Origin of the sequence: Pseudomonas sp. W15Feb9B (genome assembly GCF_000828175.1) — a bacterium.
GTDB classification, from domain to species: domain Bacteria; phylum Pseudomonadota; class Gammaproteobacteria; order Pseudomonadales; family Pseudomonadaceae; genus Aquipseudomonas; species Aquipseudomonas parakoreensis.
In genome coordinates this window covers 1-26,339 of sequence record NZ_JTKF01000012.1, presented here as the reverse complement: position 1 = coordinate 26,339, position 26,339 = coordinate 1, and the positions used below count along the sequence as shown (strand labels likewise).

The following is a 26,339-nucleotide window of genomic DNA, read 5'->3' as shown; positions in this document are numbered from 1 at the left end:
AGCACTGATGGGATTTAAGCAAAGCAGCTTTACCGGCAATTTACCTTCAACTTACGTTTCAAGGTGTGAGGCAAAACACTGATACACAAATGAAAACGGCCTGGACAGGGCCAGGCCGTTAACAATTGTAAAAGCGCTTATTTGAGTACGGCGAGTGCTGCGTCGTAGTTCGGCTCTTCAGCGATTTCCTTGACCAGTTCGCTGTGCAGCACGTTGTCGTTCTCGTCCAGCACCACCACGGCACGGGCGGTCAGGCCTTTGAGCGGGCCGTCAGCGATGGCTACGCCGTAGTTTTCGATGAACTCGGCACCGCGCAGGGTCGACAGGTTCTGCACGTTTTCCAGACCTTCGGCGCCGCAGAAACGGGCCTGAGCGAATGGCAGGTCAGCCGAAATGCACAGCACCACGGTGTTGTTCAGTTCGTTGGCCTGAGCGTTGAACTTGCGTACCGAAGTCGCGCAGGTCGGGGTGTCGACGCTTGGGAAGATGTTCAACACTTTGCGCTTGCCGGCAAAGTCTTTCAGGGTGACGTCGGACAGATTGCCGGCAACCAGGGAAAAGGCTGGCGCCTTGGAACCGGCTTGTGGCAACTGGCCGTTGACTTGAACCGGGTTGCCTTTGAGGGTGACTTGAGCCATGACTTTAGTCCTTCTTAATGTGGTGATTGAGCATGCAAGAGGCCGAAGTTAACCACGAAATTGTCCGACGACCTATGCCCTGACAGAAAATTGTCAGCGGCCTGCACAAAAAATTGTATACAACCCTCCTGTAGGAGCTGCCGCAGGCTGCGATCTTTTCATCAAGATCAAAAGATCGCAGCTTCGTTTCACCGACAGCTAAAAGAATTGGTCAGTCGGGCATGGATCGAATGATGTCGGCTAGATCGTCCTTGGTTATTTCATTGGCCTTGATCGCAGCGGCAATATCGGTTTTGGAGAGCGGGAACCGTTTGAAAATTTCTTTCAAGGTTTCCTCATCGACATTGGCCAGCCAGAGCGGATCTATAAATGAACCGCCATACTCAGGCTTCATGGGTACTTCTTCGTGTGCAATTGCACCTTTATGATTGAGATACACCACATAACGGTCATGCCCTTCAGGAAAGCTTTTATCGTGATAAAGGGTAGTACCCAAAGGCAGGACATAGTAATTCTCGTCGCCATTTGGCCCTTCAATCAGCAACGGTTCTTTAGTTTTGATCATTTTCATATTGTGCCCCTTCGCAATATCGCCAAAAATCAGAAAACCCAAAAAAATCGCATTGACGGATAAAACCGCCACCAGCCATAGGCCAAGACGTCTATTTGTAAATATTTTTCTTATCATAGGGGGCCTCGGTATTTGCTTCGAGCATGGCTTGTAAATCCGCCGGCATGAAAATACCGTCCTTCGGACTACTTTGCGTACGCGCTGCCTGTCTTTCGATGAAAGACCTCGCATCTCATTGAATTTCGCCGGGTTCTGCACAATTGACTTTCCCGAAACCTTTGCTCCTGCAATTGTCACGGTTGTGCAGTTATTCGTAGTCGGATGATAGGTGTAACTCCACTGAATAGTCGGAGCTGCCCCCTTCGGTTTCCGGACGAAGAGGTGGCAGCTGTACGCAGGTTGGAAACCCGGGCAGCGGCGACCCGGATGACCCGAAGATCCCCCGCGCACAGCCGCCATAACGGAGTGCACACATTCGAATGTGCGCAAGGATACGTTATGAAAGGCGTGTACGTGCCACTAATACCCATCGGGGTTTCCAGTCCCGGTCGCTGAATTGGCAGCGACGAACACAGGCTAGAGACCCGACATCCGACGGACAACCTGAAAACCTTGTGGGAACGTTCCGCAAAATCGAAACAACGTTTAAACATCCTGAATTGAAATACGCACGGGGAGCTGCCGCAGGCTGCGATCTTTTGATGCTGGTTTTTAACGACAAGATCAAAAGATCGCAGCCTGCGGCAGCTCCTACCTTGGCAGTGCAGCGTGTCGGATTGCGTTTGTTAAAACGCCGGACTGCATCTTTTATTCAGAGACCTGTCGATTCACGCCCCTCCCGTTCGACTAAGCAGTGAATCAACCCCATTCCCTGGAGAAACCACCATGCGATTCATGATCCTTGTCAAAGCCAGCGCCGACTCCGAAGCCGGCATCATGCCCAGTGAAGAGCTGATCACCGCCATGGGCAACTTCAACGAAGAACTGGTCAAGGCCGGCGTTCTCATCGACGGCAATGGCCTGCACCCGAGCAGCAAAGGCACCCGCGTGCATTTCTCCGGCGACAAGCGCACCGTCATCGATGGCCCTTTCATCGAGACCAAGGAGCTGGTGGCCGGCTACTGGATCTGGGAAGTGAAGTCCAAGGAAGAGGCTATCGAATGGGTCAAGCGCTGCCCCAATCCGATGCCGGGCGATTCCGATATCGAAATCCGCCAGATCTTCTCCGCCGAAGATTTCGGTGCCGAGTTCACGCCTGAGGCGCGGGCGCAGGAAGAGCGTGTTCGCGAGCTGGCAAAGAAAAACCTGTAATCCCCGCCCCTGTAGGAGCTGCCGCAGGCTGCGATCTTTTGACTTTGCTTTTTAAAAACCAGATCAAAAGATCGCAGCCTGCGGCAGCTCCTACAGGGTCGTAAAAATTCAGCGCCCACCTTTAGTGTGACTCTGTAGACAAAACCAAAGAATTAATCCATTCGACTGGCTAACCCCCGATTAGCTGCTAGCGTCATTCAGACGTGTCCTACAGGCTTGATAAAAAAGGAAATACGTCCAACGGCCGAGAGGCGCCGGGACGTCCATGCAGTAGCCACCAGGGAAACGGGGACCATGTCAAAAAAATTGGGGATTCACGCCTTGCTGCTGGCGAGTTCGCTGGCGCCTGCAGTTTGTGCCTTGGCGAATAACGCCGAAGAGGCCAACAAAAGCAACAACCCGCTGAACCTGGCGCCCGGCGCCAACCTGCAGGATTACTACACCCCGAAGCTGTTCGACAGCAACCTGCACACCAACGACGCTCTGCTGCGCGGCACTTTGCCGATTGCGCCCAACGATTTCATCGGCGTACCGCAACTGCTGCGCGCAACGATGCCGATCAGCACCCGCCCCGATCCGCACGGCGGCTACAGCACTGGCATCGGCGATCTCAATCTGTTCGACATCTTCCTGCTCAAGACCGACGGCGTGCAGTTGGGCATCGGCCCGCAAATAACCGCACCGACCGCTGCCGAAGATGAATTGGGCACGGGCAAATGGCAGGCCGGCCTCGCGGCGGTAGCGATCGATTCGTCGCCGCGCGGCTTGCTCGGTGCGCTGGTGCAGTACCAGAGCTCGTTTGCCGGCGACCACGACCGCGCGCATGTCGAAAGCGCAACCCTGCAGCCGTTCATCATTCATAACCTCAACAAGGGCTGGTACCTGCGCTCTACCGGCACCTGGACGTTCGACCTGAAGAACAACACTCACTACATCCCGATCGGCCTGGGTGCAGGCAAGGTCTGGAAGTCCGGCAGCAACATTCTCAACGCCTTTCTCGAACCGCAATGGACCGTCGAGCGTAAAGGCGACGGTGTGCCGCAGTTCACCCTGTTCGCCGGGATCAACGTGACATTCGGAAAATAAGGACATCGCCATGCACATCGCCTTACGCGCCGCCGGTTTCAGCCTGATGACCCTGTTCGCCAGCTGCGGCGTCGGTGCTCAGGATCTGGATACCCGTATCGGCAAAATTGCCATGGAGGGCGAACTGCCGGCACCTGAGTCGATTGCCAAACTCTACGCCGAGCTGGATTTTCAGCAGGCCACCCAGAGTTACCTGTGGGCCTTGCCACTGGTGTCCTACGCGCAGTGGCAGGAAGAATTTCGCGACAAGCTTGGCGCACGCAGCGGCGATCTGATGGTGCTCAACAGCTACGAAGACAAACTCGGCGTGATCACCGCCAACGCCACCACGCCGTACATTCTCGGCTTCGTCGACCTCAGCGAAACCGGGCCGCTGGTGATTGAACTGCCACCGGGACCGACCGCCGGCGGCATTGGCGATTTCTGGCAGCGGGCAATCATCGACATGGGCCAGACCGGCCCGGACAAAGGCCAGGGCGGCCAATACCTGGTGCTGCCACCGGGCGCGGAACCACCCGCCGACGCCGACAAGTATTACCTGGCCAAATCGGAAACCATGAACGTGCTCGTGGGCTTCCGGGTGCTGGATCCGGATCCGGCCAAGGGCAAGGCGCTGGTTGAAAAATTCAAGATGTACCCTTACGCCAAACGTGCCGAGCCGAGCAAGACCCGCCTGCTGTCGCCTGACGGTAAAAAGTGGTCGGGTACCCAGCCACGCGGCATCGCTTACTGGCAGCGGCTGCACCAGATCATCCAGAAAGAGCCGGTCAATGAACGTGACCGCTTCTACATGGCGATGCTCGCCAGTCTCGGCATCGAGAAGGACAAACCCTTCAACCCCAACACTCAGCAGCGTCAGGCTCTGGAGTCCGGCGCGCAGGTCGGTGAGCTGATCGCCAAGGCCAACACGTTTGCCAAGCGCTTTCCTGACGCACAGTACTGGCCCGACCGACATTGGGACACGGTGCTCAACATCGCCGAACCGTCGCAACGCGTGGCCTATTACGACCAGTTGTGGGAACGCAGCGCCTGGTTCTACGAGGCCGTCACTAACACCAAGGGCATGGTCTCCAAAACCCCGGGGCTCGGCCAGACCTACCTTGGCGCCTACACCGATGCCAAGGGTGACTGGCTCGACGGCGGCAAGACCTACCGCCTGCACGTCGGCGCCAACCCGCCGGCCAAGCAGTTCTGGTCGATGACCGTGTACGACATCGACAGCCGTTGCCTGATCGACAATCCGCAGCGCAAGGCCGACCTGTCCTCACGCCAGGATCTGAAGAAAAACGCCGACGGCTCGGTGGACCTGTACTTCGGCCCGAGCGCGCCCAAAGGCTTCGAAAACAACTGGGTGCAAACCGTGCCCGGCAAGCACTGGTTCAGCTACTTCCGCCTGTACGCGCCGACCGAAGCCTATTTCGACAAGAGCTGGAAACTCGACGACATCACGGTAGTGCAATGAATAAGGACGCCGCATGAACACACGCAATCTATGGCTGATCGGTATCACCCTCGCCCTGAGCAGCAGCGCCTGGGCCGATTTCAGCGCCAGCCCCGAAGAAGCCCGAGGCATCGCCAAGGACGCCTACTTGTATGGCTTCCCGGTAGTGGAAATGTACAAGACCCTGTACACCCAGGCCGTGGACCGCAAGAGCCCGAACTTCAAGGCACCGTTCAACCAGATCGGCAACACCGCCAAGGCCTTCACCGCCAAGGACACCGCGTTCGTCACACCGAACGCCGACACGCCCTACTCGTTTGTCTGGATGGACCTGCGCAGCGAGCCATTGATCCTGACCTTGCCGCCGATCGAAGAGCACCGTTACTACTCGGTGCAACTGATCGACGCCTATACGCAGAACTTCGCTTACCTGGGCACCCGCAGCACCGGCAATAACGGTGGTCATTTCATGATCGCCGGGCCTGACTGGCAGGGTCAGCAACCGATCAACATCGACCGCCTGGTGCGCAGCGAAAGCAACATCGCCTACGCGCTGTACCGCACGCAGCTGTTCGACGAAAAAGATCTGGGCAAGGTCAAGCAGATCCAAAAAGGCTACACGGTCGAACCGCTGAGCCACTACGTAAAACAGAAAGCCCCGGCGCCGGCACCGAAAATCAGCTGGCCGAAACCGACGCCGACCATGAGCGAAACCCCGGAGCTGTTCCGCTACCTGAACTTCATGCTCGCCTTCACCCCGCCGCAGGACGTTGAAAAAGACCTGCTCGCACGCTTCGCCAAAATCGGCATCGGTGCCGGTCAGCCATTCGACCTGAAAAAGCTCAGCGCCGAGCAACGCAAGGCTCTCGAAGACGGCATCAGTGACGCCAAGGCTGAATTCGCCGCGTTCAAGAAAGACAAGGTCGACACGCACGAACTCAGCAGCGGTGACCTGTTTGGCACCCGTGATCACCTCAAGGGCAATTACCTGTATCGCTACGCCGGCGCCAACATGGGCATCTTCGGCAACTCTGCCGAAGAGGCGAACTACATAGGCTATTTCGTCGACAAGGACGGCCAGCCGGCCGACGCAGCGAAACACGAATACACCCTGCATTTCGCCAAGGGCGCCCTGCCCCCGGCCGACGCCTTTTGGTCGCTGACCATGTACGACGGCAAGAGCAAATTGCTGGTGGCCAACCCGCTCAATCGCTACCTGATCAATTCGCGGATGCTGCCCGACTTGAAGCTCGATGCCGACGGCGGATTGACCCTTTACGTGCAGCACGCCAATCCCGGCAAGGACAAGCAGGCCAACTGGCTGCCGGCACCGAACGGGCCGTTCTACGGCGTGTTGCGCCTGTACCTGCCGAAACCGGAAGTGGCCAGCGGCGAATGGAAGATGCCGCAGCTCGACCCGGTCAACTCAAAACAATAAACGGAGCCAGTGATGGTCAAGCCTTACGTTGTGCGTCCGCTGCTGGCGCTGTGCATGATCGGCAGTCCTCAACTCTATGCAGCCGAAGGTGGTGTAGGCCGGCCGATCACCGGGCAACAGGTGTTTTCCAACGCCGGGATCATCCCGCCCGAACCGGGCTGGGTGGTCTCGGTCACCAGCATCTGGTACGACGGCTCGCTCAAGGGCAGCCGCGGTGCGCCGATTTCCGGTGAAGTCAGTGCCGGGATCGACATGAAAGTCTCCTACACCATGACCAACCTGACCCACATCTGGGACACCGGCAAAGGTCCCTGGAACTTCGCCTCGGCAATCGGTGTTCCACTGCAGTACACCGACATTGACGCGGCGATCACCGGCCCGCGCGGGCGCACCCTCGGCACCAGCGATTCCGGCACCCAGTTCGCCGACGCGCTGGTCACCCCGATTGCCGCCGGCTACCACTTCGACGAACTGAATCACATCGCGTTCTCCCTGCCGATCTACGTGCCGACCGGCGCCTACAACGACAATCGCCTGGCCAACCCGGGGCAGAACAATTACACGTTCATGCCCACCGTGGCCTTCACCCATCTGGACGGCAAGGGGGGCGAGTTCACCCTGTCCAGTGGCCTGGAGTTCTACACCGAAAACACTGCCACCGATTATCGCAACGGCAACATCTTCACTCTCGATGCCTTGTGGACTCACGGCTTCGGCAGTGGCTGGAGCGCAGGCCTCGCGGCCGGTTATGTCCAGCAAGTCACCGACGACAAGGGCCAGACCGCCGACAGCCTCAATGGCTTCCGTGGACGCTCCGTCGGCGCCGGGCCGGTGGTCGCCTGGAGCGGCAAATTCGCCGATGCCCAAGCCAACTTCAGTGCGCGCTGGGTGCCGGAGTTCGACACCAAGAACCGCCCCGAAGGCAACGGCATTGCCGTCAACATGACCCTGGCGTTTTTCTAGACCGGCCACCAAGGACTGTCCCATGACCGCACTCACCGACCTCAACGCCCTGCAAGCGAGCATCGCTGAAGCCGTACTCGGCCAGGATCAGGTCATTCGGCAGATCCTCCTTGGCCTGCTGGCCAACGGGCATTTGCTGCTGGAAAGCCTGCCGGGGCTGGCCAAGACGCGCACGGTCAAGGCGCTGGCCACCCATCTGGACGCGAAGATGAGCCGCATCCAGTTCACCCCCGACTTGCTGCCCTCGGACATCACCGGCGCCGAAGTGCTGCATCAGGTCGCCGGGCAAAACGAGATCCGCTTCCAGCCCGGCCCGCTGTTCGGCAATCTGATCCTCGCCGACGAGATCAACCGCGCCCCGGCCAAGGTCCAGGCGGCGCTACTGGAAGCCATGGAAGAACGGCAGATTACCGTGGCCGGCACCAGCCATGTGCTGCCGGAGCTGTTCATTGTGGTCGCCACACAAAACCCGATCGAGCAGGAAGGCACTTATCCGTTGCCGGAAGCGCAGATGGACCGGTTCCTGATGAAGGTGCTACTGGATTACCCCAGCGCCGACAACGAAAGCCAGGTGCTGCGCCTGTTGCGCGCCGAAGAGTTTGCCCAGGGCGCGAACACCGCGCCGGGCAAGGGCTTCAGCCTGTCACAGGAAGTGATTTTCGCCGCGCGCAAGGAGGTCAGCGCGGTGCACGTATCACCGGCCATCGACCGCTATCTGATCGACTTGATCAACGCCACTCGCCACCCGACCGATTACGACGAAGACCTCGGACGCTGGATCAGCCTCGGTGCCAGTCCCCGTGGCGGCATCGGCCTGGATCGTTGCGCGCGGGCCGACGCGTGGTTGCAGGGCCAGGATTTCGTCTCGCCGGACAACGTGCGCGCGGTTGTGCATCCGGTGCTGCGCCATCGCCTGCAATTGAGCTACGACGCAGTCGCGGATGGCGTGACGGCCGATCAGGTGCTCGACCGTTTGCTGGATAAAGTAGCAATCCCGGCATGAACACGGACGGTCTGGTCTACGTGTCTCTGGCGCAATTGATGGCGCTGGAGTTCAAGGCCCGTGACCTGAGTTTTCTGGCGCGCCAGCCCCAGGGCAGCATCCTTGCCGGAAACCATGCCTCGCGCCTGCGTGGCCGTGGTTTGAACTTCGATGAGTTGCGCCGCTATCAGCCCGGTGATGATTTACGCCACCTCGACTGGCGCGCTTCGCTGCGCACCGGCAAACCGGTGGTACGCACTTTTACTGAAGAGCGCGACCGCCCGGCATTGATCGTGGTCGATCAGCGCATGTCGATGTTCTTCGGCTCGCAACGCAGTTTCAAATCTGCCCTCGCCGCTGAACTCGGCGCACTGGCGGCGTGGATGGTGTTCAACGCTGGTGACCGGGTCGGCGGTCTGGTGTTCAACGATCAACGCATCGACAGCATTGCACCGCTACGCAGCCGCAAACGGGTCGAAGCCTTGCTCAGCCGCGTGGTGCAACAGAATCAGGCGCTGAACGCGTCCAATCCCGATGCCGAAGACGAAGACCAACTGGACAAGGCCTTGCAGCGTTGCCTGGCGCTGGCCGGTCACGACCATTTGATCTGCATCGTCAGCGACTTCGCCGGGGCGTGTGAACGTACCTTGCAATTGATGCGGCAACTGCGCGCGCACAACGACGTGATCGCCCTGCAAGTCTACGACCCGCTGGCTCTGAAGTTGCCGAGCGATGGCCGGCTGCTGATCACGCAGGGCCAATTGCAGGTGGAACTGGCTGTCGAGAAACGCAGTGTGCATCAGCCGTTGGGTGATTATCTCGGTGGCCGCCTTAAGGACGTCGCCACCCTGCTGCGCCGCAGTCAGGTGCCGCTGATGATGTTCAGCACCGCCGAAGAGGCCCACGCGCAATTGCGCGCCGAGCTTGGCAAGTCTGCCGGCCCACGGCGATGAACCCGACTATTCCTGACATCAGCCAGCTCAAGGAGCTAAGCCTGCCGGCGCCGGTGAGTTATGCGCCGCAGACCTGGGGCTGGTGGCTGTTGCTGGCGTTGTTGGTTGTGCTGGCGTTGATGGTTGGCGTGCGCCGTTATGTGCAGTGGCGACGGGATCAGTATCGGCGCGAAGCGCTGGTGCGGCTGGCGCAGTTGCGTGTGCGCAGTGATGATCTGAATGCCCTGCGCGAGCTGCCCGAGTTGCTCAAGCGCGTGGCGCTCTCGATGCCCCTACCGGAGGCTCGCTGGTGGAACACAATAACGGTGGGAGCTGGCTTGCCAGCGATGAGGCCATCTCCTGCAACATCCGAGCTGACTGACACGACGCCATCGCTGGCAAGCCAGCTCCCACAGGGTCCTGCGGCGTTGGGAAGATCGGATTGGCAGGCCTTTCTGCAGCAACACAGTAAAAAACCTCTACCGGCCAATTTCAGCGAACAACTCGCCCAACTCGCTTACGCCCCCGACACCACCCTGCGCGCCCTCCCCGCCGAACAGCGCCAGGCGCTGTTCGGCACCTGCCAACATTGGGTGGAGCAGCACCATGTGGCAGCTTGATTACCCGTGGTTGTTGCTGCTGTTGCCGCTGCCGTGGCTGACCTTGCGTTATCTGCCGGCGTATCAGGAAGCCCGCAGCGCCGTGCGCGTGCCGTTTTTCGGCGCCATGAGCCGCGCCGTCGGGGAAGCGCCGAGCCGGGTCGGCAATCGTCAGAACCCTTGGCAGCGGTTGCTGAATCTGTTGGTGTGGATGTTGATCCTGCTCGCCGCGGCGCGCCCGGTGTTCGTTGAAAAACCCATCGAGCGCCAGCAACCGGTGCGCGACCTGATGCTCGCCATCGACATCTCGCAATCGATGGAAACCGAAGATTTCAGCAATGCCGACGGTCAGACTATCAATCGCCTCGCCGCCGTCAAACAGGTGGTGCAAGGGTTCATCGACAAGCGCAAGGACGACCGCATCGGCCTGATCGTGTTCGGCAGCGGCGCCTATCCGCAGGCGCCGCTGACCCTTGATCACGCCAGCCTGTCGCTGTTGCTGGCCGATACCGGCATCGGCATGGCCGGGCCGAACACTGCCATCGGTGACGCCATCGGCTTGAGTCTGAAACTGCTCGACCAGGCCGACGAGGAGCAGAAAGTGCTGATCCTGCTCACCGACGGCAACGACACCAACAGTGCGATCACTCCTGACCACGCCGCCGAAATGGCCGCCAACAAGGGCGTGGTCATTCACACCATCGGCATCGGCGACCCGACGGCTTCCGGCGAGGCGCAGGTCAATCTGCGCGGGCTGCAACAGATCGCCCAGACCACAGGCGGGCAGTTTTTCCGCGCCGAAGACCGCGCAGCGCTGGATCAGGTCTACACCACCCTCGACCGCCTCACGCCGCATCAGGTGAAAACCCTCAGTCATCAGCCGCAACGCGAGCTGTTCCACTGGCCGTTGGGTGCGGCACTGGGATTGTTGGCGCTGTATCACCTCGGCGCCCTGCTGCGCCCGCGCCTGGCGCTTGCCCGCCAGCGGCAGGAGGCCTGAGATGGAGATCAATCTCGGCGACTTGCACTTCCTGCGCCCGCTGTGGCTGCTGCTCGCGCTGTTCGCCGCGCTGCTGCCGCAGCTCTGGCGCCGCAGCCGCGACTTGCAGCGCCGGCTACGCAACAACATCGCCGAACATTTGCTGCCACATCTGCTGGTCACGCCAAAGGATCAGCAGCACCTGCGCCCGGTGCATTGGCTATGCGCGATGCTGCTCATCGGCGCCATCGCCGCCGCCGGGCCGACCTGGGAGCAGGATCGCCCGGACTTTCTGGAGAATCGTGCGCCGCTGATCGTCGCCATGGACTTGTCGCCATCGATGGACGCCAACGACGTTCAGCCGACTCGACTGGAAGCGGCCAAGCACAAACTGCACGACCTGATTCAGCGTCGCGCCGGCGCCCGCACCGCGCTGATCGCCTATGCCGGCAGCGCGCATCTGGTGTTGCCGCCGACCGACGATCCGGCGTTGCTCGACACCTTCATTCAGGCGCTGGGCACTGGCCTCATCGACAAACCCGGCAAGGACGTCAGCGCGGTCATCGAGCAGGCCAAACGCCTGCTCCGCGCCGAGAAAACCCCGGGCAGCCTGCTGCTGATTACCGACGGTGCCGACACCGCGCAATTCGATGGCCTCGACAAACAACTCGATGACAGCCAGTTGCAGGTGTTGGTACTCGCAGTCGGCAACCCGGATGGCGGCGTGATTCAGGGCGCCAACGGCCAACCGGCAGTCGACAGCAACGGGCGCCCGCTGCTCGGCCGTTTCGATCCGGCAGCACTCAAGCAATTGGCCGCCGTCCTCGACGCGCCGCTGGGCAGCCTCACCCTCGACGACGATGATCTGGACTGGATCGAGCTGCACGCCCAACAACACTTCCAGAGTGCCAGCGCCGAACAACAGCAATTGCACTGGAAGGACGCCGGTTACTGGTTGTGCTGGCCCCTTCTATTGTTGGCGCTGCTCGGTGTGCGCAAGGGCTGGAGCGTCAACTGGGTGCCGGCGCTGCTGTTGGCCACAAGCCTTGGCTGGCCCGCCGCGCCAGCCCAGGCCAGTGCACTGACCGATGCATTCTTCACCCGCGATCAGCAAGGGCGCTGGGCCGCCGAACATGAGCATTGGCCGCAAGCGGCGGCGCTGTTTGTCGATCCGTACTGGAAAGGCGTGGCGGCCTATCACGCGGCGGACTACGACCTCGCGCTGGCGACCTTTGCCCGCCTGGACACAGCGCAAGCATGGTTTTATCTGGGCAACATTTACGTGCGGCGTTTCAAGTTCGATCAGGCGATTTCTGCTTACACCCAGGCCCTGCATAGACAACCGCAATTTCCCGAAGCCACGGCCAATCTGGCGCTGGCGCAGGCGTTGCTCAAGGACACCGACAGCGCCGAAAAAAATGCCCCCGAGACCAAACCGGATGAAGTGAAATTCGACAAGGCGCCGGGCAAGGGTCAGAGCAAAAAGGTCGAGACCGAACAGGCAGCGTCCGACGCGTTGTGGCTGCAGAACCTGAACACCTCGCCGGCGAAGTTTCTCAGGCAGAAGTTCAGTTTGCAGGATCAGTCGGGGGCCAGGCCATGAACCGGGTTGGCTTCATCGCTGGCAAGCCAGCACCCACAAGGTTTTGCGCTGTTAACTCGATTGGCGATAACACAAGCCCCCCCTGTGGGAGCTGGCTTGCCAGCGATGAGGCCAGATCTGCCAGCAAAAAAATCTGCACCTTGCTCATAACCAGCTTACTCAGCCTGAATGCCTCTGCCGCCGAACCCCAACTGAAAATCCACGCCCACCTGCAACCCGCCGAAGGCGCCATGGTCGGCGGTCTGGTGGAGCTGCAAGTCGACGTGCTCACCGACACCTGGTTCACCAGCGCCGCGAGCCTGCCCGAACTGAAACTCGACGGCGCCCTGGTGACGCCGCCCGATGGCCGGGCCCAACACCTGAATCAGACGATCGACGGACAATCCTTCAGCGGCTTGCGCTACAGCTACCTGATCACCCCGAATGTCGCCCGCCGCTTCGACATCCCGCCGTTGACGGTCTCCGCGACACCGGGTCAGGCCAGCACTGCAATCTATGCACACAGCCAACCCTTGCACTTCAGTGCCGCCCAGCCGCCAGGCTTCAAACCCGGAGAAACGCCGTTGGTGGCCAGCGATGTGCGCCTGAGCCAAAGCCTGATCAACTCGGCAACCCCGTTGAAAACCGGCGACAGCGTGACCCGCCAACTGACCCTGCAGGCCGATGGCGCACTGGCGATGGCACTGCCGATTCCGCCACTGGCTGAGGTAGACGGTCTGAGTCGTTATCCGCAGACCCCACGAGTCAGCCGTCTGGATGACGGCCGCGGCAACGTGCTCGGTGGTCAGCGGATCGACGCTGTCACCTACCGCATCGACAAGGCTGGCGCCTACACCCTGCCAGCCATCGCCGTGAAATGGTGGGACGTCAAAACCCGGCAGAGCCGGACTGCGCAAGTGCCGGCCATGACCTTCGAAGCCGCCGTCAACAGCCACTACCAACCGGTGTTTTCGATCACCGATGATCTCAGGCAGCTTGGCCGCGACAATGTGCACGTCTCCGCACGCTGGCTGCTGTGGCTGGCGCTCCTCAGTGTCTTCGTCGGTGCTGGTTATTGGCTGCACCCTGTTGTGCTGCGCGCCTGGCGCCAATGGCTGGCACGCAAGCACGCGCGGCAATTGGCCCGGGAGCAATCGGCGGACTTCGCCTGGCAGCAGATCAACCCGCAACTGCAGGCTCGGCCGGCGCAATTGAGCGCGGTGTATGTGTGGCTGCGCCGCCGTCGCCTCGGGCTGCGACTGGTGAATGCCGGCCCGCGCTTGCAGGGCCTGTTGCGGGGACTTTACGGGCGTGATCCGCAGACTGAACAAACACTTGTTCAACTGCGCCAATCGTTGACTACGCTTCACAGTCAGGTCGAACAACAGCCGCACAAACCGGCGTCGGCCCTGCGCCCACTCAACCCTGTTCAGGAAAGGGAATTCCCATGACCACCCCGCCGCCGCAGCGTCAACGTTTCAGCCTGGCATTGTTGTTTGCGCTGGCATTGCCATTGCTGGCCCAGGCCAGCGAACCTTTGCCGTCATGGAATGACGGACCTGCGAAAAACAACATCATTGCGTTCGTGCAAGCGGTTACCGACCAGAGCAGCAAGGACTTCGTCCAACCCGCCGAGCGTATCGCGGTGTTCGACAACGATGGCACCCTGTGGAGCGAGCAGCCGATGTATTTCGAGTTGCTGTTCGCCCTCGACGAGGTCAAGCGCAATGCGTCACAGCATCCGGAATGGAAAACCACTCAGCCATTCAAAGCGGTGCTGGAAAATGACCACAAGGCACTCGCCGCCGCTGGCATGGACGGCATCCTCAAGATCTTCGCCGCCACCCACACCGGCATGACCACCGAGGCTTTCGACGATTACGCCAAGACCTGGCTGAGCCAGGCGCGGCATCCGAAGACCGGCAAGCCCTACACCGAAATGATCTTCCAGCCGATGCTGGAAATGCTCGACTACCTGCGCAGCCAGGACTTCAAGACCTACATCGTTTCCGGCGGCGACACCGGCTTCATGCGCGCCTTCGCCGAAAAGGTCTACGGCATTCCGCCGGAACAGGTGATCGGCACCACGTTCGTCACCGCGTTCCAGTTCAAGGACGGCCAGGCCTCGATCCTGCGCACGCCAAAACTGGCGCACAACGACGACGGCCCGGGCAAACCGGAGAGCATTGATGCGGTGATCGGCAAACGCCCGATCCTTGCGTTCGGCAACTCCGACGGCGACCTGCAGATGCTGCAGTGGACGGCTGCCGGGCCCGGCAAACGCTTCATGGGCCTGGTGCACCACACCGACGCCAGACGCGAGTGGGCCTATGACCGAAAATCCGATATCGGGCGGCTCGACAAAGCCCTCGACGAAGCAAATTCCCGTGGCTGGACCGTGGTCGACATGGCGACCGAATGGCGCCGGATCTACCCGTACGATCCACCGGCAAACGAGCAGGTGCAATAAGAAAAAGCGTGACGCAGGACTGCAGTAAACGTAAGTCGCAGCAAGCGACACCCCCGCGCAAAAGGAGCAAGTCAGATGACTCGCATACGCAAGTGGCTACCGAAACTCGCCCTGGTGGCAACCTCGGTGATGGCGCTGTCGGCAACCGCCACAGCGGCTGAGAAACCCAACATTCTGGTGATCTTCGGCGACGATATCGGCCAGACCAATATCAGCGCCTATTCCATGGGCGTGGTTGGCTACAAGACCCCGAACATCGACCGGATTGCCAAAGAAGGCATGATGTTCACCGACTACTACGCGGAGAACAGCTGCACCGCCGGACGATCGTCGTTCATCACCGGCCAGACGCCACTGCGTACAGGTCTGTCGAAGGTCGGGATTCCCGGCGCTCCGGTCGGCCTGCAAAAACGCGACATCACCATCGCCCAGGCGCTCAAGGGTCTGGGTTATGCCACCGGGCAGTTCGGCAAGAACCACCTGGGTGACCGCGATGAGTACCTGCCGACCAACCACGGCTTCGACGAGTTCTTCGGTAACCTGTATCACCTCAACGCTGAAGAAGAGCCAGAGCGTCCGTACTGGCCCAAGGACGATGCCGAATTCGTCAAGGCCAATACTCCGCGAGGGGTGATCCACAGCTTCGCCGACGGCAAGATCGAAGACACCGGCGCCTTGACCACCAAGCGCATGGAAACCATCGACGACGAAACCACTGCCGCCGCACAGGCGTTCATCGAGAAACAGGCCAAGGCCGACAAGCCGTTCTTCGTCTGGATGAACACCACGCGCATGCACGTGTTCACCCATGTACGTGATTCGATGAAGGGCCAGAGCGGTATGCCCGGCAACGAATATGCGGACGGCATGCTCGAGCACGATGCCGATGTCGGCAAACTGCTGAAAACCATCGATGACCTGAAAATCGCCGACAACACGATCGTGGTCTACACCACCGACAACGGCCCAAACCAGTTCTCCTGGCCGGATGCGGCGACCACGCCGTTCCGCAACGAGAAGAACTCCAACTGGGAAGGCGCGTACCGGGTGCCGGCGATTGTCCGCTGGCCCGGCAAGATCAAGGCCGGCGAAGTCTCCAACGAGATGTTCTCGGGGATGGACTGGTTCCCGACCCTGCTCGCTGCTGCCGGCGATGCCGACGTGAAAGACAAACTGCTCAAGGGCTGGGCGCCGACTTCCGGTGGTACCAGCTTCAAAGTGCATCTGGACGGCTACAACCAGTTGCCCTACCTGACCGGCCAACAGCCTAAAGGCGAGCGCAACGAGTTCTACTACTTCAACGACGACGGCATGCTGGTCTCGATGCGCTTCGACAACTGGAAAGTGGTGTTCTGCGAACAGCGCCAGCCGGGCGGTTTCCGGGTCTGGAGCGAGCCGTTCGTGTGCCTGCGCGTGCCGAAAATCCTCAACCTGCGGATGGATCCGTATGAGCGGGCGGATGTGGTGTCTGACCAGTTCTATGACTGGAACACCAAGAACGTCTATCTGGCCGGCGTAGCGGTGACCAAGTCTGCGAAGTTCCTGCAGACCTTCATCGAGTACCCGCCAAGCCAGAAACCGGCCAGCTTTAGCATCGACCAGATCCGTGCTGCGGTTGACGCCAAGATCGCAGAAAAAATCAAAGCGGCTCCGGCTGCACAGTAACACCGTAGAACCGCCGCCCGCCCTCAACGGCGGGCGGCCCTGATTTTCACCTGAGACCGTGCCGGCCCCAATCGCTGGCAAGCCAGCTCCCACAGGTATTTCTGTCGACCACAACATGAGTGTTCACTGAAGATCCCTGTGGGAGCTGGCTTGCCAGCGATGAGGCCCGCACCGTCACAGATATTGTGTGATTTGAACAAGGCCCCCCCGCATGTCCTCACGTATCGCCAGCAAGCCGTCGGCCATACCCACCGCGCAAGCCGCCACCCCGGCGCTGCTGATCCCCGCCCTGCTGTTGTGCACCTCCGGCGCCGCCGCGCTGGTGTATCAGGTGCTGTGGATCAAGCAGTTGTCGCTGGTGGTCGGGGTCGAGGTCTACGCCATCACCACCGGCATCAGCGCCTTTTTCGCCGGTCTGGCCATTGGCGGCTGGCTGTTCGGGCGCTGGGCTGATCGCTTGCAGCAACCGGTGCTGCTCTACGCCGGGCTGGAAGTGCTGGTGGCGATTCTTGGCGTTGGCGCCACGGTTGCGATGAGCCTGGCGGCGAGCCCGTTTGCCTGGTTGCAAAGCCATGTCGGCCTGCTGGCCTGGCTATTGCCATTCGCGCTAGTGGGGATTCCGGCGGTGTTGATGGGCGGCACACTGCCGGTGCTGGTGCGCTCGCTGGCGGCTGACCCGGGCAAGGCCGGCGGTCAGCTGTATGCGGCCAACACCCTCGGCGCAATTGTCGGCACCCTGCTCGCCGCGTTCGTGCTGATCGCCACCCTCGGCGTGCGCGGCAGTGCGCTGTTTGCCGCAATGCTCAATCTGCTGGCCGCAACCGCTGCGCTGTGGCTGCAACGTCAGCGTCCGACGCCAGTTGCAGCCCCCGTCAAAGCTCACACCGGGAAAGCCGCAGACCGCACCGCCCTGTGGTTATACGCCATCGCTGGCGGCGTGGCGCTGGGGTATGAAGTGGTCTGGTCGCAGTCGATCGTGCAGTTCATGAGCACCCGCACCTACGCGTTTGCCGTGGTGCTCGCCACGTACCTGACCGGACTGTTCATCGGCAGCACTCTGCTCGCTCGTCGCGTCGAGCGCATTCGCGATCCGTGGGGCGTGTTCGGTCTGCTGATAGCCGGTGCCGGGCTCATCGCTTTGCTGGAAATTGCTGTGCTCGGGCGTTGGCTGGTGTTGGCGCAAAGTCAGGCCGAGTACTGGGTGCTGACGTTCGGCGCGAGCGAACTGGCCGGCATGAGCGCACGTTTTGCAGTGGCGGCACTGAGCATCGTGTTCGTCCCGACGCTGTTGCTCGGCGCGGCGTTTCCGCTGGCACTGCGCTTGAGCGTGGGACGTGAACGCGTCGGGCGCGATGTCGGTGCCGTGGTCGCGTTCAATACGCTGGGCGGGATTGTCGGGGTGATGCTCTGCGGTTTTCTGCTGATTCCGCTGCTGGGGCTGGTGCGCACGCTAGGCCTGCTGGCAATCATCGCGGCCGGCACTGGCTACGTGGCTGTGCGCAAGGGTCACCACGTCAAAAAAGGCCGACGTCAGGCGGTGGTCGCGTTGGGGCTGGTATCGGTGGCATTGGCCGTACTGACGCCGGTCGACAAAATCGCTAGTCTGCTGCCCGGTGCGCGCAACGGCACGCTGGCGTTCTACGAGGAAGGCCGAGGCGGCACCGTGGCGGTGGTCGCTCAGGGCCGTGGTGAAAACACCTTCCACCGCTTGTACATTCAAGGTGTGTCGAACACCGGCGATGCCATGCCGTCGCTGCGCTACATGCGCATCCAGGCCCTGCTGCCGTTGCTGATCCACAACGGCGAGCCACGTTCGACACTGGTGATCGGTTTCGGCACTGGGATCACCGCCGGCGCCCTGCTGCGCTATCCGGGCCTGGAACATCGGGTGGTTGCCGAGTTGTTACCGTCGGTGGTCAAGGCGGCGCCCTTGTTCAAGGGCAACTTCAACGCCGCCAGCGATCCGGGAATCGATGTGCGCCTTCGCGACGGTCGCCAGGAACTGCTGCGCAGCCCGCAGACTTACGACCTGATCACCCTCGAACCGCCACCGCCGTCGGCAGCCGGCGTGGTCAACCTGTACTCGCGAGACTTCTATCAGTTGGCGGCCAGTCGGCTGGAGCAACACGGCATCGTCGCGCAGTGGTTACCGTTGCCGACCCAGAACATCGACGACTCGCGCGCACTGGTACGCAGCTTCCTCGATGTGTTCCCGTATGCCTCGCTGTGGACCAGCGAGTTCCACGAGATGCTGCTGGTCGGTTCGCTGCAGCCGATGCAACTGGACGCGGCGAAAATCACCGAGCGTTTCCAGCAGGCCAGCGTGCGCAGCACTTTGCAGGATGTCGGGATTGGCTCGGCGGCCGCGTTGCTCGCGACCTGGGTCACCGACCGCGCAGGCCTTGAACGTTTCGCAGCCAATGCCCCGGCGGTCACGGACGATCAGCCCCGGATCGAATACGCGCCGTGGGTGCGCAGCAAGGAAATCACTCGGGTGTTGCCGGCACTGCTGGACTTGTATCAGCCACCACCACTGGTGAATGCCGATGCCGGGTTCACTGAGCGACTGGAGACACACCACCAGCGCCTGATGCAGTTCTACCGCGCCAGCCTGCATGCGTATGACGGGGATCGGGATGCGTGGGGACGAGATATGCGTGAGGTGATGCGCGGGGATGGCGGCAACCCGTACTTCCGCTGGTTTACCGGGCAGTAATGCTGCCATCTGTAGGAGCTGCCGCAGGCTGCGATCTTTTGATCTTGTTTTTAAAAAATCAAAGTCAAAAGATCGCAGCCTTCGGCAGCTCCTACAGAGGCCCCGGGTTATTTACTGGCCTTGAGCTTCAGATACATCTGATGCATGTCATTGGCCCAGCCATCAATCACCGGTTTGACGTCAGTGGCCTTCATGGCTTGCGTGTCGTTCTCCAACGGTTTGCCGGTGCCTTTGCGCACTACCTGTGCCACGACTTTGTTGCTCGCACCGTCGAGGAACACCGCTTCGGTGGCCAGCGTGGTTTCCTGATCGCGGATACCGCTGGCAGTGCTGACGGCTGCCGCCACCAGAGCCACCGGGATCACTTCATAAGCGTGCAGGCCTTCGGTCTTGCTGCTCACAGCAGTGATGGCCGCACGCACCACAATCACGCCTGGGCCAGGGCCGTTGGCCAACGGCAGATCCTTGCTGATTTCACGCTTGAGCGCCTGATCGTAATAGGAGGTGATGCCGTTGAGGGTCTGTTGGGAAATCTTCGCGGTCGGTTGCGGCTTTGGATAGAGCTGGGTCGGCTCGATGTAGACGCTGGTGAATTTGCTGATATCCACCTTCGGATCGATCCAGCGCATCACCTCGGCACCGGACGGCGATTTGGCCTCCTTGAGCTGGCTGTAGTCCTTGAGAAAGCCGGAATACTCATCGGGAGCGACGGTTTTGCTGGAGCAACCCACCACGCCAAGGGTGGCAATGCAGAGGGTGCCCATCATTACTGCTAGCTTCATGCTGTAACTCCTGTCAGAAGGCCTGAATGTATTGCGTTGGGGGGAGTTACAGGTATAGCTAAAACCGCGGCAATTGCGCTGAAAACCAGAAAATTCACACAACACCGGGCGCCGCGTCACAACTGACGTTTGACAGACGCCGGGCATCCGGCAAAGCTGCATCAAGCTTGAACGCATGCCAGCAGGCCAATGCATCTGACCACGGAAGTCGTAATGCCCAAGCATAAAAATAAAGTCGTACCGCCTGAACCTGATTCGTCCCGACCGTCCCTTTCACGTTATCTGTTCCCTCTCACCATTGGCGTGCTGCTGGCCGCTGTGGCGGGCATTGGCTGGTTTCTGTTCAGCACTGCGCCCGCGCCGTACACGGCCCCGCCGATCAGCGCGGCGGCGCCTGTCGTCGCCAGACCGCAACCAGTGGCACAGAAGCCCGCCAGCATGGTCGATGAGCAACAATGCCAGGGCTGCCACACCGAGCAGGTCAAGGACTGGCAAGGCTCGCATCACCAATTGGCGATGCAGCCAGCGAATGCCGACACCGTGCTTGGCGACTTCAACAACGTCACCTTCAGGGCCGAAAACGAGACCACCCGGTTCTCCCGCAAAGACGACCAGTTCCAGGTCAATACGCCGGGTATCGATGGCAAGAACGCTGACTTCAAAGTCGCCTACACCTTCGGCATTGCACCGTTGCAGCAATACCTGATCGACGTCGGCGAAGGCCGTTTGCAGGCGCTGGGTGTGGCGTGGGATACCGAGAAACACCGCTGGTTCCACCTCTATCCCGGCCAGGGCGTGAACTTCAAGAATCCGCTGCACTGGAGCAAGCCCAGCCAGAACGCCAATTTCATGTGCGTCGAATGCCACACCACTGGCTTCAAGCGCAATTTCGATGCGGCCAGCAACACGTTCAACAGCCAGTGGAACAGCCTCGGGGTCGGCTGTCAGGCCTGCCACGGCCCGGCCTCGAATCACCTGGAGTGGACGCAGAAAAAAGACGACCTGATCCACAAGGGTTTTGCCGTCGACCTCAAGGACAGGAACGCCAGCGTCGAGATCGAAACCTGTGCCCGCTGCCATGCGCGCCGTGCGCCGCTGGGCGATGGCTACACCGTCGGCAAGCGCTTGATGGACGACTACCTGCCCAGCACCCTGACCCGCGAATTGTATGCACTGGACGGCAAGATCAAGGATGAGGTGTTCGAGCACGGCTCGTTTCTGCAGAGCAAAATGTTCGACAAAGGGGTGCGCTGCAGCAATTGCCACAACCCGCACAGTAGCGAACTCAAGGCGCCGGGCAACGCGGTGTGTCTGCAATGCCACAACACGGCGGGCAAGACCTCGGTCGAAGGTGTCGATGGCAAGGGCCTGCAGGCGAAGAACTACGATTCCATCGAACACACCCGCCACACCCTGGGCCAGCCCGGCTCGCAGTGCGTGGATTGCCACATGCCCGGCAAGTTCTACATGGGCAACGACTGGCGCCATGACCACAGCTTCAGCATCCCCAACCCGGAACGCGCGCAAAAGCTCGGCACGCCCGACGCGTGCCTGAGCTGCCACCAAGGCAAGGCCGGCGACAAGGTCACCGCGCAATTCAAGGTGTGGAACGCCTCCGCGGCGACCCCACAGGCACCGCGCTATGACGAGAGCCTGTGGCTGATTCGCAACGGCCAGCCCGGCGCCGCAAATGCTCTGTATGAGCAATTGCAGCGCAGCGATGTGCCGGCGATTCAGCGGGCGACTTTGCTGGCCGAACTGCCGCTGTATCCGAGTGATCAGGCTTTGAAACTGGCGACTCAGAATCTGAAAAATCCAGCGCCGCAGGTTCGCGAAAGCGCGGTGCGCGCCATCAGTGCCTTCCTGCCGCCCGCCGAGCGCGCCCCGTTGCTGACACCGCTGCTCGGCGATCCGGTGAAAGCCGTGCGCATCGTCGCGGCGCGGGACCTGCTCAGCGTGGCGCGCAACAACGGCCTCGGCGCCGCACAGCCCCATTGGGACGCGGCGATTGCCGAGTATGAGGCGGTGCAGAACAGTCTCGCGGAACGGGCCGAGGCCAACCTGAACCTGGCAATGCTGTATCAGGCCAGTGGCCGTGCTGCCGAGGTCGAAGGGTTGCTGCGCACCGCACTCAAACGCGACCCGGATTTCTACCCGGCGCTGGTGACGCTGGTGCAATGGCTGGAGGCCAATGGTCGGGTTCAGGAAGCGCAGACCCTGCTGGACGACAGCCTCAAGGCGCACCCCGACGCTGCATTGCTGCAGCACACCCGTGGCCTGTCATTGATCCGCGCCGGCAAGACTGCCGAAGCCATGACCGCGCTGCACAAAGCCGCGCAACTGGAGCCGCAGAACCCGCAGTACGGTTACGTGCTGGCGGTGGCGTTGCACGACAGTGGCAAGGTGACCGAGGCGTGTGACGAGCTGGAGCGTCTGCTCAAAGTCCAGCCGGCGAACCGCAATGCCCGGCTGTCGCTGATCCAGTACTACCTGGAGAACGGCCAGGAGCCGAAGGCCCAGGTGCTGTTGCAGGGGTGGAAGAAGATGAACATGGGCGATCCTGCGCTGAAATAACCCTTAATTTCTGTGGCGAGGGAGCTTGCTCCCGCTGGGTGGCGAAGCCACCCCAAAAACAGACATTGCGATTCATCTGGCCGACTCATCATTCCTGCTGGGGAGTGCTGCGCACTCCAGCGGGAGCAAGCTCCCTCGCCACAGAGCCAGCGGTTACCAGGAAGACGTCGCCCCGCTCTTCAACGCCATCTCGCGCCGGCTGTTGGCGCGCATCGCCTTGATCAGCGATACCGAGCCCACCAGCAGAATCGCCGCGCCGAACAGGAAGTCGATGTTGTACAGCTGGAAGTCCTGCACCGGCCCCACCAGCAGCACGCGCACCACGGCAATCGCCACCAGCGTAGCGAGGAAGTCGATCCCCGGTTCGTCGCGATAGAACACGTGCAGCAACGGCAGGCACAACACCAGCAGCAACAACAGCACCACAACCTTGAACGAGCCTTTGCGCTCGACGCTGAAGGCGCATTCGTGCGGGCCGTAGGCCTTGTAGTCCTCGTCGCGGATCATCGAATTTTTCTCGTTGATGTACTCGACGCGGTTGTATTTCTGAATCGGGGTGAAGGTGTTGGACAGGTCCATCAGCGTGGTGATGTTCTTGAAGCGCAGGTCGATGCGCTCGCTGCCCTTGAGGTAATACAGCACCGGTTTGTAGCCGTAGCGATAGGTGTCGAACGGAAAGTCGGTGACCTGGCCCTGCACGCCGATTGGCCGTGGCTCAAGCTCGGCGTAGGCGCTTTTGGTCGGTGAGGCGAGGTTGCGGCTCAGCGGCTGGACCTTGACCTGTTCGAGGAAGATCGGCGTGACGCCATACGACCACTGCAACGGTTCGAGGCGCAGACGCAGTTCGTTGCGGCCCAGATCGTAGCGGTTGAAGGTGCGTTCGGAGACCACCAGCGAGCCACTGAGCATGAACTCGCCGCGCAGGTTGTTGGTGACGCGCAGGGTCAGTTGATCCTTGCCCAGCAGCGCCGCTTCGGTGGACGGCGGCGTGCCGCACCACGCGGTGCTTTCACCGGCGCCGCCCAACTGGCCGTCGTGGTTTTCCTTGAACACATAGAAGTAACTGGCCCACAGCGTCAGCATTAACAGCAACGCCGTGAGGCCCAAAATCTTTTTGCCCGCACTCACTACCCAGACTCCCTTCTTCGTTCCGTCGTCCAGCCGAAAACCCGCTGGCGACGGCGACTCTACCAAAAGGCCAGCATCGACCCAAGGGAAAATCCGGGAATGGTGCGGGATGTAAGGGTTTCCCCTGCAAGTCACTGCAAAACACTTGTGGCGAGGGAGCTTGCTCCCGCTGGGTGGCGAAGCCGCCCCAAACCAGACGACGCGATTTATCTGTCGGATCGCGTCATGCCTGTTTGGGAGTGCTGCGCACTCCAGCGGGAGCAAGCTCCCTCGCCACAGAGTCTTCAGCGTCTGCGGAATAGCGGGCGCGGCTCGATCACCGAGCGGCCGTACAGCACGCTCATGCCGGCAAGTCCCTTCAGGGCATCCTCAGCCGACTTGTCCTCGCGCACCGCGAAGCTGTCGAACCCGCACTGGCGCATATGACTGAGCTGATCACGCAAAACATCACTAATCGCCCGCAACTCGCCAGCCCAGCCAAACCGGCTGCGCAGCAGATACGCCTGACTGTAGGCGCGACCATCGCGAAAGCTCGGGAAATCCAGGGCAATCAGCGGCAGCGAGGCCAGCCACGGCACCACGCTTTCAACGTCGTCGTCCGGCCCCAGCCAAACCGCGTGGGTCGATGGCGATTGCAACCAGTGCGCCAGCGGCAGGATCAGCAACCCTTGCGGCCTGCCCTGCTCCGGCTCGCGAATCAGCGTCCACGGATCATCCTCGACCTGCCGCGCCACACCCTGCTCCAGCCGCAGCAGATTGTTCATGCCGAGACCTCCAGCATTTTCGGATAGATCCGTTCCTTGAACGGCTCCAGGCCAATGCGCGCCACGGTGTCGACAAACAGTTCCTCGCTTTCGCGGTAACGCACAAAAGTGCCGATAATCCGCTCGATCACCTGCGGCAGTTCAGCGGCGCTGAAGGACGGACCAATGACTTTGCCCAATGCGCTGTGTTTGCCCTGCGCGCCGCCGAGGGTGATCTGGTACCACTCGCTGCCGTTTTTATCGACACCGAGAATGCCGATATTGCCAATGTGGTGGTGGCCGCAGGCGTTCATGCAGCCGGAGATGTTCAGGCTGATGTCGCCCAGATCGTGCAGGTAATCGAGGTTGGCGAAACGCGCCTGAATCGCTTGGGCAATCGGGATCGACTTGGCGTTGGCCAACGCGCAGAAATCGCCGCCCGGGCAGGCGATGATGTCGGTCAGCAGGCCGACATTGGCGCTGCCCAGATTGTGCTCGCAGGCCAGTTGCCAGAGCGCATACAGGTCAGACTTTTGCACATCGGGCAGGACGATGTTCTGCTCGTGAGCGATTCGAATCTCGCCGAAACCGAAACGCTCCGCCCAGTCGGCCACCGCCAGCATCTGCAACCCGGTGACATCCCCCGGGGGCGCACTCAGACCGGGTTTGGTCGACAGCACCACGCTGGTGTAACCCGCTTTCTTGTGCGGCTGCACGTTGCGCGCGACCCAACGGGCGAACGCCGGGCTTTCGGCCAGACGCGTGCCGAAGTCCAGATCGGTATCGGCCAGGGTGTGATAGATCGGCGGCACGAAAGCACTGGCGACCCGCGCGTATTCAGCCTCGGTCAACTGCGCCGGGCCGTCCTTGAGGTGTTGCCATTCTTCCTCGACCTCTTTGGCGAACGCCTCGATGCCCAGCGCCTTGACCAGAATCTTGATCCGCGCCTTGTACTTGTTGTCGCGCCGGCCATGGCGGTTGTAGACCCGCAGGATCGCCTCGACGTAGGACAGCAGATGCTGCCACGGCAAACCTTCACGAATCTGCACACCGAGAATCGGCGTGCGCCCCAACCCGCCACCGACGATCACTCGCAACAGCATTTGCCCGTCGCGCCCCGGATAAAGATACAGGCCGATGTCATGCATCATGATCGCCGCACGATCCTGCTTCGCCGAGCAAATGGCGATCTTGAACTTGCGTGGCAGGAAGAGAAATTCCGGGTTGATCATCGACCATTGCCGGAGGATTTCTGCCAGCGGGCGCGGATCGATCAGCTCGTCCGCCGCGACCCCGGCGAAGGCTTCGGTGGTGATGTTGCGCACGCAGTTGCCGGAGGTCTGGATCGCATGCATGTTGACCTGCGCCAGACGTTCAAGGATGTCCGGCACCTGCGCCAGTTCGATCCAGTTGAACTGCAGGTTCTGCCGCGTGGTGAAGTGGCCGTAACCGCGATCGTAATCGGCGGCGATGCTTGCCAGTGTGCGCATCTGTTCGGCACTCAGGGTGCCGTAGGGGATCGCTACCCGCAGCATGTACGCGTGCTTTTGCAGGTACAGGCCGTTTTGCAGGCGCAGCGGCAGGAACTCCTCATCGCTCAATTCACCGGCCATGAAGCGCTCGACCTGATCGCGAAACTGCGCGACGCGCTCGAACACCAGTGCGCGGTCGTAATCGTCGTATTGATACATGTGCCTGCCCCACCTCATCAATTAATTCTGTGGGAGGGAGCCTGCTCG

21 protein-coding genes are annotated in these 26,339 nt (G+C 61.0%); 15 read left to right on the top strand and 6 right to left on the bottom strand.

What is annotated here, in order from left to right:
• Window positions 1–137: 137 nt before the first annotated feature.
• Both tpx and OC71_RS08200 read right to left on the bottom strand, forming a co-directional pair.
• Window positions 138–638 carry a thiol peroxidase gene (gene tpx, locus OC71_RS08205; protein ID WP_041066982.1) on the bottom strand — a complete coding sequence of 167 codons (501 nt, stop codon included), beginning with the start codon at window positions 636–638 and terminating at the stop codon, window positions 138–140.
• Window positions 639–849: 211 nt separating this feature from the next.
• On the bottom strand, window positions 850–1,326 hold the full coding sequence (locus OC71_RS08200; RefSeq protein WP_041066979.1) for a hypothetical protein: 477 nt from the start codon (window positions 1,324–1,326) through the stop codon (window positions 850–852).
• Window positions 1,327–2,094: 768 nt separating this feature from the next.
• On the opposite strand from OC71_RS08200, the gene OC71_RS08195 reads away from it, so the two are divergent.
• The 14 genes from OC71_RS08195 to OC71_RS08130 all read left to right on the top strand — a co-directional run bounded on the left by OC71_RS08195 (window position 2,095) and on the right by OC71_RS08130 (window position 19,373).
• Complete coding sequence (locus OC71_RS08195; RefSeq protein WP_041066976.1) at window positions 2,095–2,520, top strand: YciI family protein; 426 nt, start codon at window positions 2,095–2,097, stop codon at window positions 2,518–2,520.
• Between the two features lie 294 nt (window positions 2,521–2,814).
• Window positions 2,815–3,606, top strand: coding sequence for a hypothetical protein (locus OC71_RS08190; protein ID WP_041066973.1), 792 nt, complete (start codon window positions 2,815–2,817; stop codon window positions 3,604–3,606).
• A 10-nt stretch (window positions 3,607–3,616) separates the two neighbouring features.
• Window positions 3,617–5,068: a DUF1254 domain-containing protein gene (locus OC71_RS08185; RefSeq protein ID WP_041066970.1), complete on the top strand. Its 1,452-nt coding sequence runs from the start codon at window positions 3,617–3,619 to the stop codon at window positions 5,066–5,068.
• Window positions 5,069–5,081: 13 nt separating this feature from the next.
• On the top strand, window positions 5,082–6,485 hold the full coding sequence (locus OC71_RS08180) for a DUF1254 domain-containing protein (RefSeq protein ID WP_041066969.1): 1,404 nt from the start codon (window positions 5,082–5,084) through the stop codon (window positions 6,483–6,485).
• Between the two features lie 12 nt (window positions 6,486–6,497).
• Complete coding sequence (locus OC71_RS08175; protein ID WP_041066966.1) at window positions 6,498–7,448, top strand: transporter; 951 nt, start codon at window positions 6,498–6,500, stop codon at window positions 7,446–7,448.
• Between the two features lie 22 nt (window positions 7,449–7,470).
• On the top strand, window positions 7,471–8,451 hold the full coding sequence (locus tag OC71_RS08170) for a MoxR family ATPase (RefSeq protein WP_041066963.1): 981 nt from the start codon (window positions 7,471–7,473) through the stop codon (window positions 8,449–8,451).
• Window positions 8,448–9,383 (top strand): DUF58 domain-containing protein, encoded by a 936-nt coding sequence (locus tag OC71_RS08165; protein ID WP_041066961.1) that lies wholly within the window; start codon window positions 8,448–8,450, stop codon window positions 9,381–9,383. Before OC71_RS08170 ends, OC71_RS08165 begins: the two co-directional genes overlap by 4 nt.
• On the top strand, window positions 9,380–9,982 hold the full coding sequence (locus OC71_RS08160; protein WP_041066958.1) for a DUF4381 domain-containing protein: 603 nt from the start codon (window positions 9,380–9,382) through the stop codon (window positions 9,980–9,982). The genes OC71_RS08165 and OC71_RS08160 overlap by 4 nt, the downstream gene beginning before the upstream one ends.
• On the top strand, window positions 9,969–10,961 hold the full coding sequence (locus OC71_RS08155; RefSeq protein WP_041066956.1) for a VWA domain-containing protein: 993 nt from the start codon (window positions 9,969–9,971) through the stop codon (window positions 10,959–10,961). Before OC71_RS08160 ends, OC71_RS08155 begins: the two co-directional genes overlap by 14 nt.
• A 1-nt stretch (window position 10,962) precedes the next feature.
• Window positions 10,963–12,543: a VWA domain-containing protein gene (locus OC71_RS08150; RefSeq protein ID WP_041066953.1), complete on the top strand. Its 1,581-nt coding sequence runs from the start codon at window positions 10,963–10,965 to the stop codon at window positions 12,541–12,543.
• A complete protein-coding gene (locus tag OC71_RS08145) occupies window positions 12,540–13,973 on the top strand; it encodes a BatD family protein (protein ID WP_041066950.1) in 1,434 nt (477 codons plus the stop codon). Before OC71_RS08150 ends, OC71_RS08145 begins: the two co-directional genes overlap by 4 nt.
• A complete protein-coding gene (locus OC71_RS08140) occupies window positions 13,970–14,992 on the top strand; it encodes an HAD family phosphatase (RefSeq protein ID WP_041066947.1) in 1,023 nt (340 codons plus the stop codon). Before OC71_RS08145 ends, OC71_RS08140 begins: the two co-directional genes overlap by 4 nt.
• A 75-nt stretch (window positions 14,993–15,067) precedes the next feature.
• Window positions 15,068–16,657 carry an arylsulfatase gene (locus tag OC71_RS08135; protein WP_041066944.1) on the top strand — a complete coding sequence of 530 codons (1,590 nt, stop codon included), beginning with the start codon at window positions 15,068–15,070 and terminating at the stop codon, window positions 16,655–16,657.
• Window positions 16,658–16,868: 211 nt separating this feature from the next.
• Complete coding sequence (locus tag OC71_RS08130; RefSeq protein ID WP_041066941.1) at window positions 16,869–19,373, top strand: fused MFS/spermidine synthase; 2,505 nt, start codon at window positions 16,869–16,871, stop codon at window positions 19,371–19,373.
• A gap of 107 nt (window positions 19,374–19,480) precedes the next feature.
• Here the strand turns inward: OC71_RS08130 and OC71_RS08125 are convergent, their stop codons facing one another.
• On the bottom strand, window positions 19,481–20,155 hold the full coding sequence (locus OC71_RS08125) for a DUF3313 domain-containing protein (RefSeq protein WP_041066938.1): 675 nt from the start codon (window positions 20,153–20,155) through the stop codon (window positions 19,481–19,483).
• A 213-nt stretch (window positions 20,156–20,368) separates the two neighbouring features.
• Here OC71_RS08125 and OC71_RS08120 point away from each other — a divergent pair, with 213 nt between their 5' ends.
• On the top strand, window positions 20,369–22,729 hold the full coding sequence (locus tag OC71_RS08120; protein WP_041066936.1) for a tetratricopeptide repeat protein: 2,361 nt from the start codon (window positions 20,369–20,371) through the stop codon (window positions 22,727–22,729).
• Window positions 22,730–22,882: 153 nt separating this feature from the next.
• Here the strand turns inward: OC71_RS08120 and OC71_RS08115 are convergent, their stop codons facing one another.
• The 3 genes from OC71_RS08115 to OC71_RS08105 all read right to left on the bottom strand — a co-directional run bounded on the left by OC71_RS08115 (window position 22,883) and on the right by OC71_RS08105 (window position 26,291).
• Window positions 22,883–23,857: a hypothetical protein gene (locus tag OC71_RS08115; protein WP_041066933.1), complete on the bottom strand. Its 975-nt coding sequence runs from the start codon at window positions 23,855–23,857 to the stop codon at window positions 22,883–22,885.
• A 284-nt stretch (window positions 23,858–24,141) separates the two neighbouring features.
• The gene (locus OC71_RS08110) at window positions 24,142–24,621 is read right to left on the bottom strand and encodes a DUF934 domain-containing protein (RefSeq protein ID WP_041066931.1); all 480 of its coding nucleotides are present in this window, start codon (window positions 24,619–24,621) and stop codon (window positions 24,142–24,144) included.
• Window positions 24,618–26,291 carry a nitrite/sulfite reductase gene (locus tag OC71_RS08105; protein WP_041066928.1) on the bottom strand — a complete coding sequence of 558 codons (1,674 nt, stop codon included), beginning with the start codon at window positions 26,289–26,291 and terminating at the stop codon, window positions 24,618–24,620. The genes OC71_RS08110 and OC71_RS08105 overlap by 4 nt, the downstream gene beginning before the upstream one ends.
• Window positions 26,292–26,339: the final 48 nt, after the last annotated feature.

Coding starts and splice junctions, on each gene's coding strand:
- tpx (WP_041066982.1), bottom strand. CDS start 638: ATGGCTCAAGTCACCCTCAAAGGCAACCCGGTTCAAGTCAACGGCCAG.
- OC71_RS08200 (WP_041066979.1), bottom strand. CDS start 1,326: ATGATAAGAAAAATATTTACAAATAGACGTCTTGGCCTATGGCTGGTG.
- OC71_RS08195 (WP_041066976.1), top strand. CDS start 2,095: ATGCGATTCATGATCCTTGTCAAAGCCAGCGCCGACTCCGAAGCCGGC.
- OC71_RS08190 (WP_041066973.1), top strand. CDS start 2,815: ATGTCAAAAAAATTGGGGATTCACGCCTTGCTGCTGGCGAGTTCGCTG.
- OC71_RS08185 (WP_041066970.1), top strand. CDS start 3,617: ATGCACATCGCCTTACGCGCCGCCGGTTTCAGCCTGATGACCCTGTTC.
- OC71_RS08180 (WP_041066969.1), top strand. CDS start 5,082: ATGAACACACGCAATCTATGGCTGATCGGTATCACCCTCGCCCTGAGC.
- OC71_RS08175 (WP_041066966.1), top strand. CDS start 6,498: ATGGTCAAGCCTTACGTTGTGCGTCCGCTGCTGGCGCTGTGCATGATC.
- OC71_RS08170 (WP_041066963.1), top strand. CDS start 7,471: ATGACCGCACTCACCGACCTCAACGCCCTGCAAGCGAGCATCGCTGAA.
- OC71_RS08165 (WP_041066961.1), top strand. CDS start 8,448: ATGAACACGGACGGTCTGGTCTACGTGTCTCTGGCGCAATTGATGGCG.
- OC71_RS08160 (WP_041066958.1), top strand. CDS start 9,380: ATGAACCCGACTATTCCTGACATCAGCCAGCTCAAGGAGCTAAGCCTG.
- OC71_RS08155 (WP_041066956.1), top strand. CDS start 9,969: ATGTGGCAGCTTGATTACCCGTGGTTGTTGCTGCTGTTGCCGCTGCCG.
- OC71_RS08150 (WP_041066953.1), top strand. CDS start 10,963: ATGGAGATCAATCTCGGCGACTTGCACTTCCTGCGCCCGCTGTGGCTG.
- OC71_RS08145 (WP_041066950.1), top strand. CDS start 12,540: ATGAACCGGGTTGGCTTCATCGCTGGCAAGCCAGCACCCACAAGGTTT.
- OC71_RS08140 (WP_041066947.1), top strand. CDS start 13,970: ATGACCACCCCGCCGCCGCAGCGTCAACGTTTCAGCCTGGCATTGTTG.
- OC71_RS08135 (WP_041066944.1), top strand. CDS start 15,068: ATGACTCGCATACGCAAGTGGCTACCGAAACTCGCCCTGGTGGCAACC.
- OC71_RS08130 (WP_041066941.1), top strand. CDS start 16,869: ATGTCCTCACGTATCGCCAGCAAGCCGTCGGCCATACCCACCGCGCAA.
- OC71_RS08125 (WP_041066938.1), bottom strand. CDS start 20,155: ATGAAGCTAGCAGTAATGATGGGCACCCTCTGCATTGCCACCCTTGGC.
- OC71_RS08120 (WP_041066936.1), top strand. CDS start 20,369: ATGCCCAAGCATAAAAATAAAGTCGTACCGCCTGAACCTGATTCGTCC.
- OC71_RS08110 (WP_041066931.1), bottom strand. CDS start 24,621: ATGAACAATCTGCTGCGGCTGGAGCAGGGTGTGGCGCGGCAGGTCGAG.
- OC71_RS08105 (WP_041066928.1), bottom strand. CDS start 26,291: ATGTATCAATACGACGATTACGACCGCGCACTGGTGTTCGAGCGCGTC.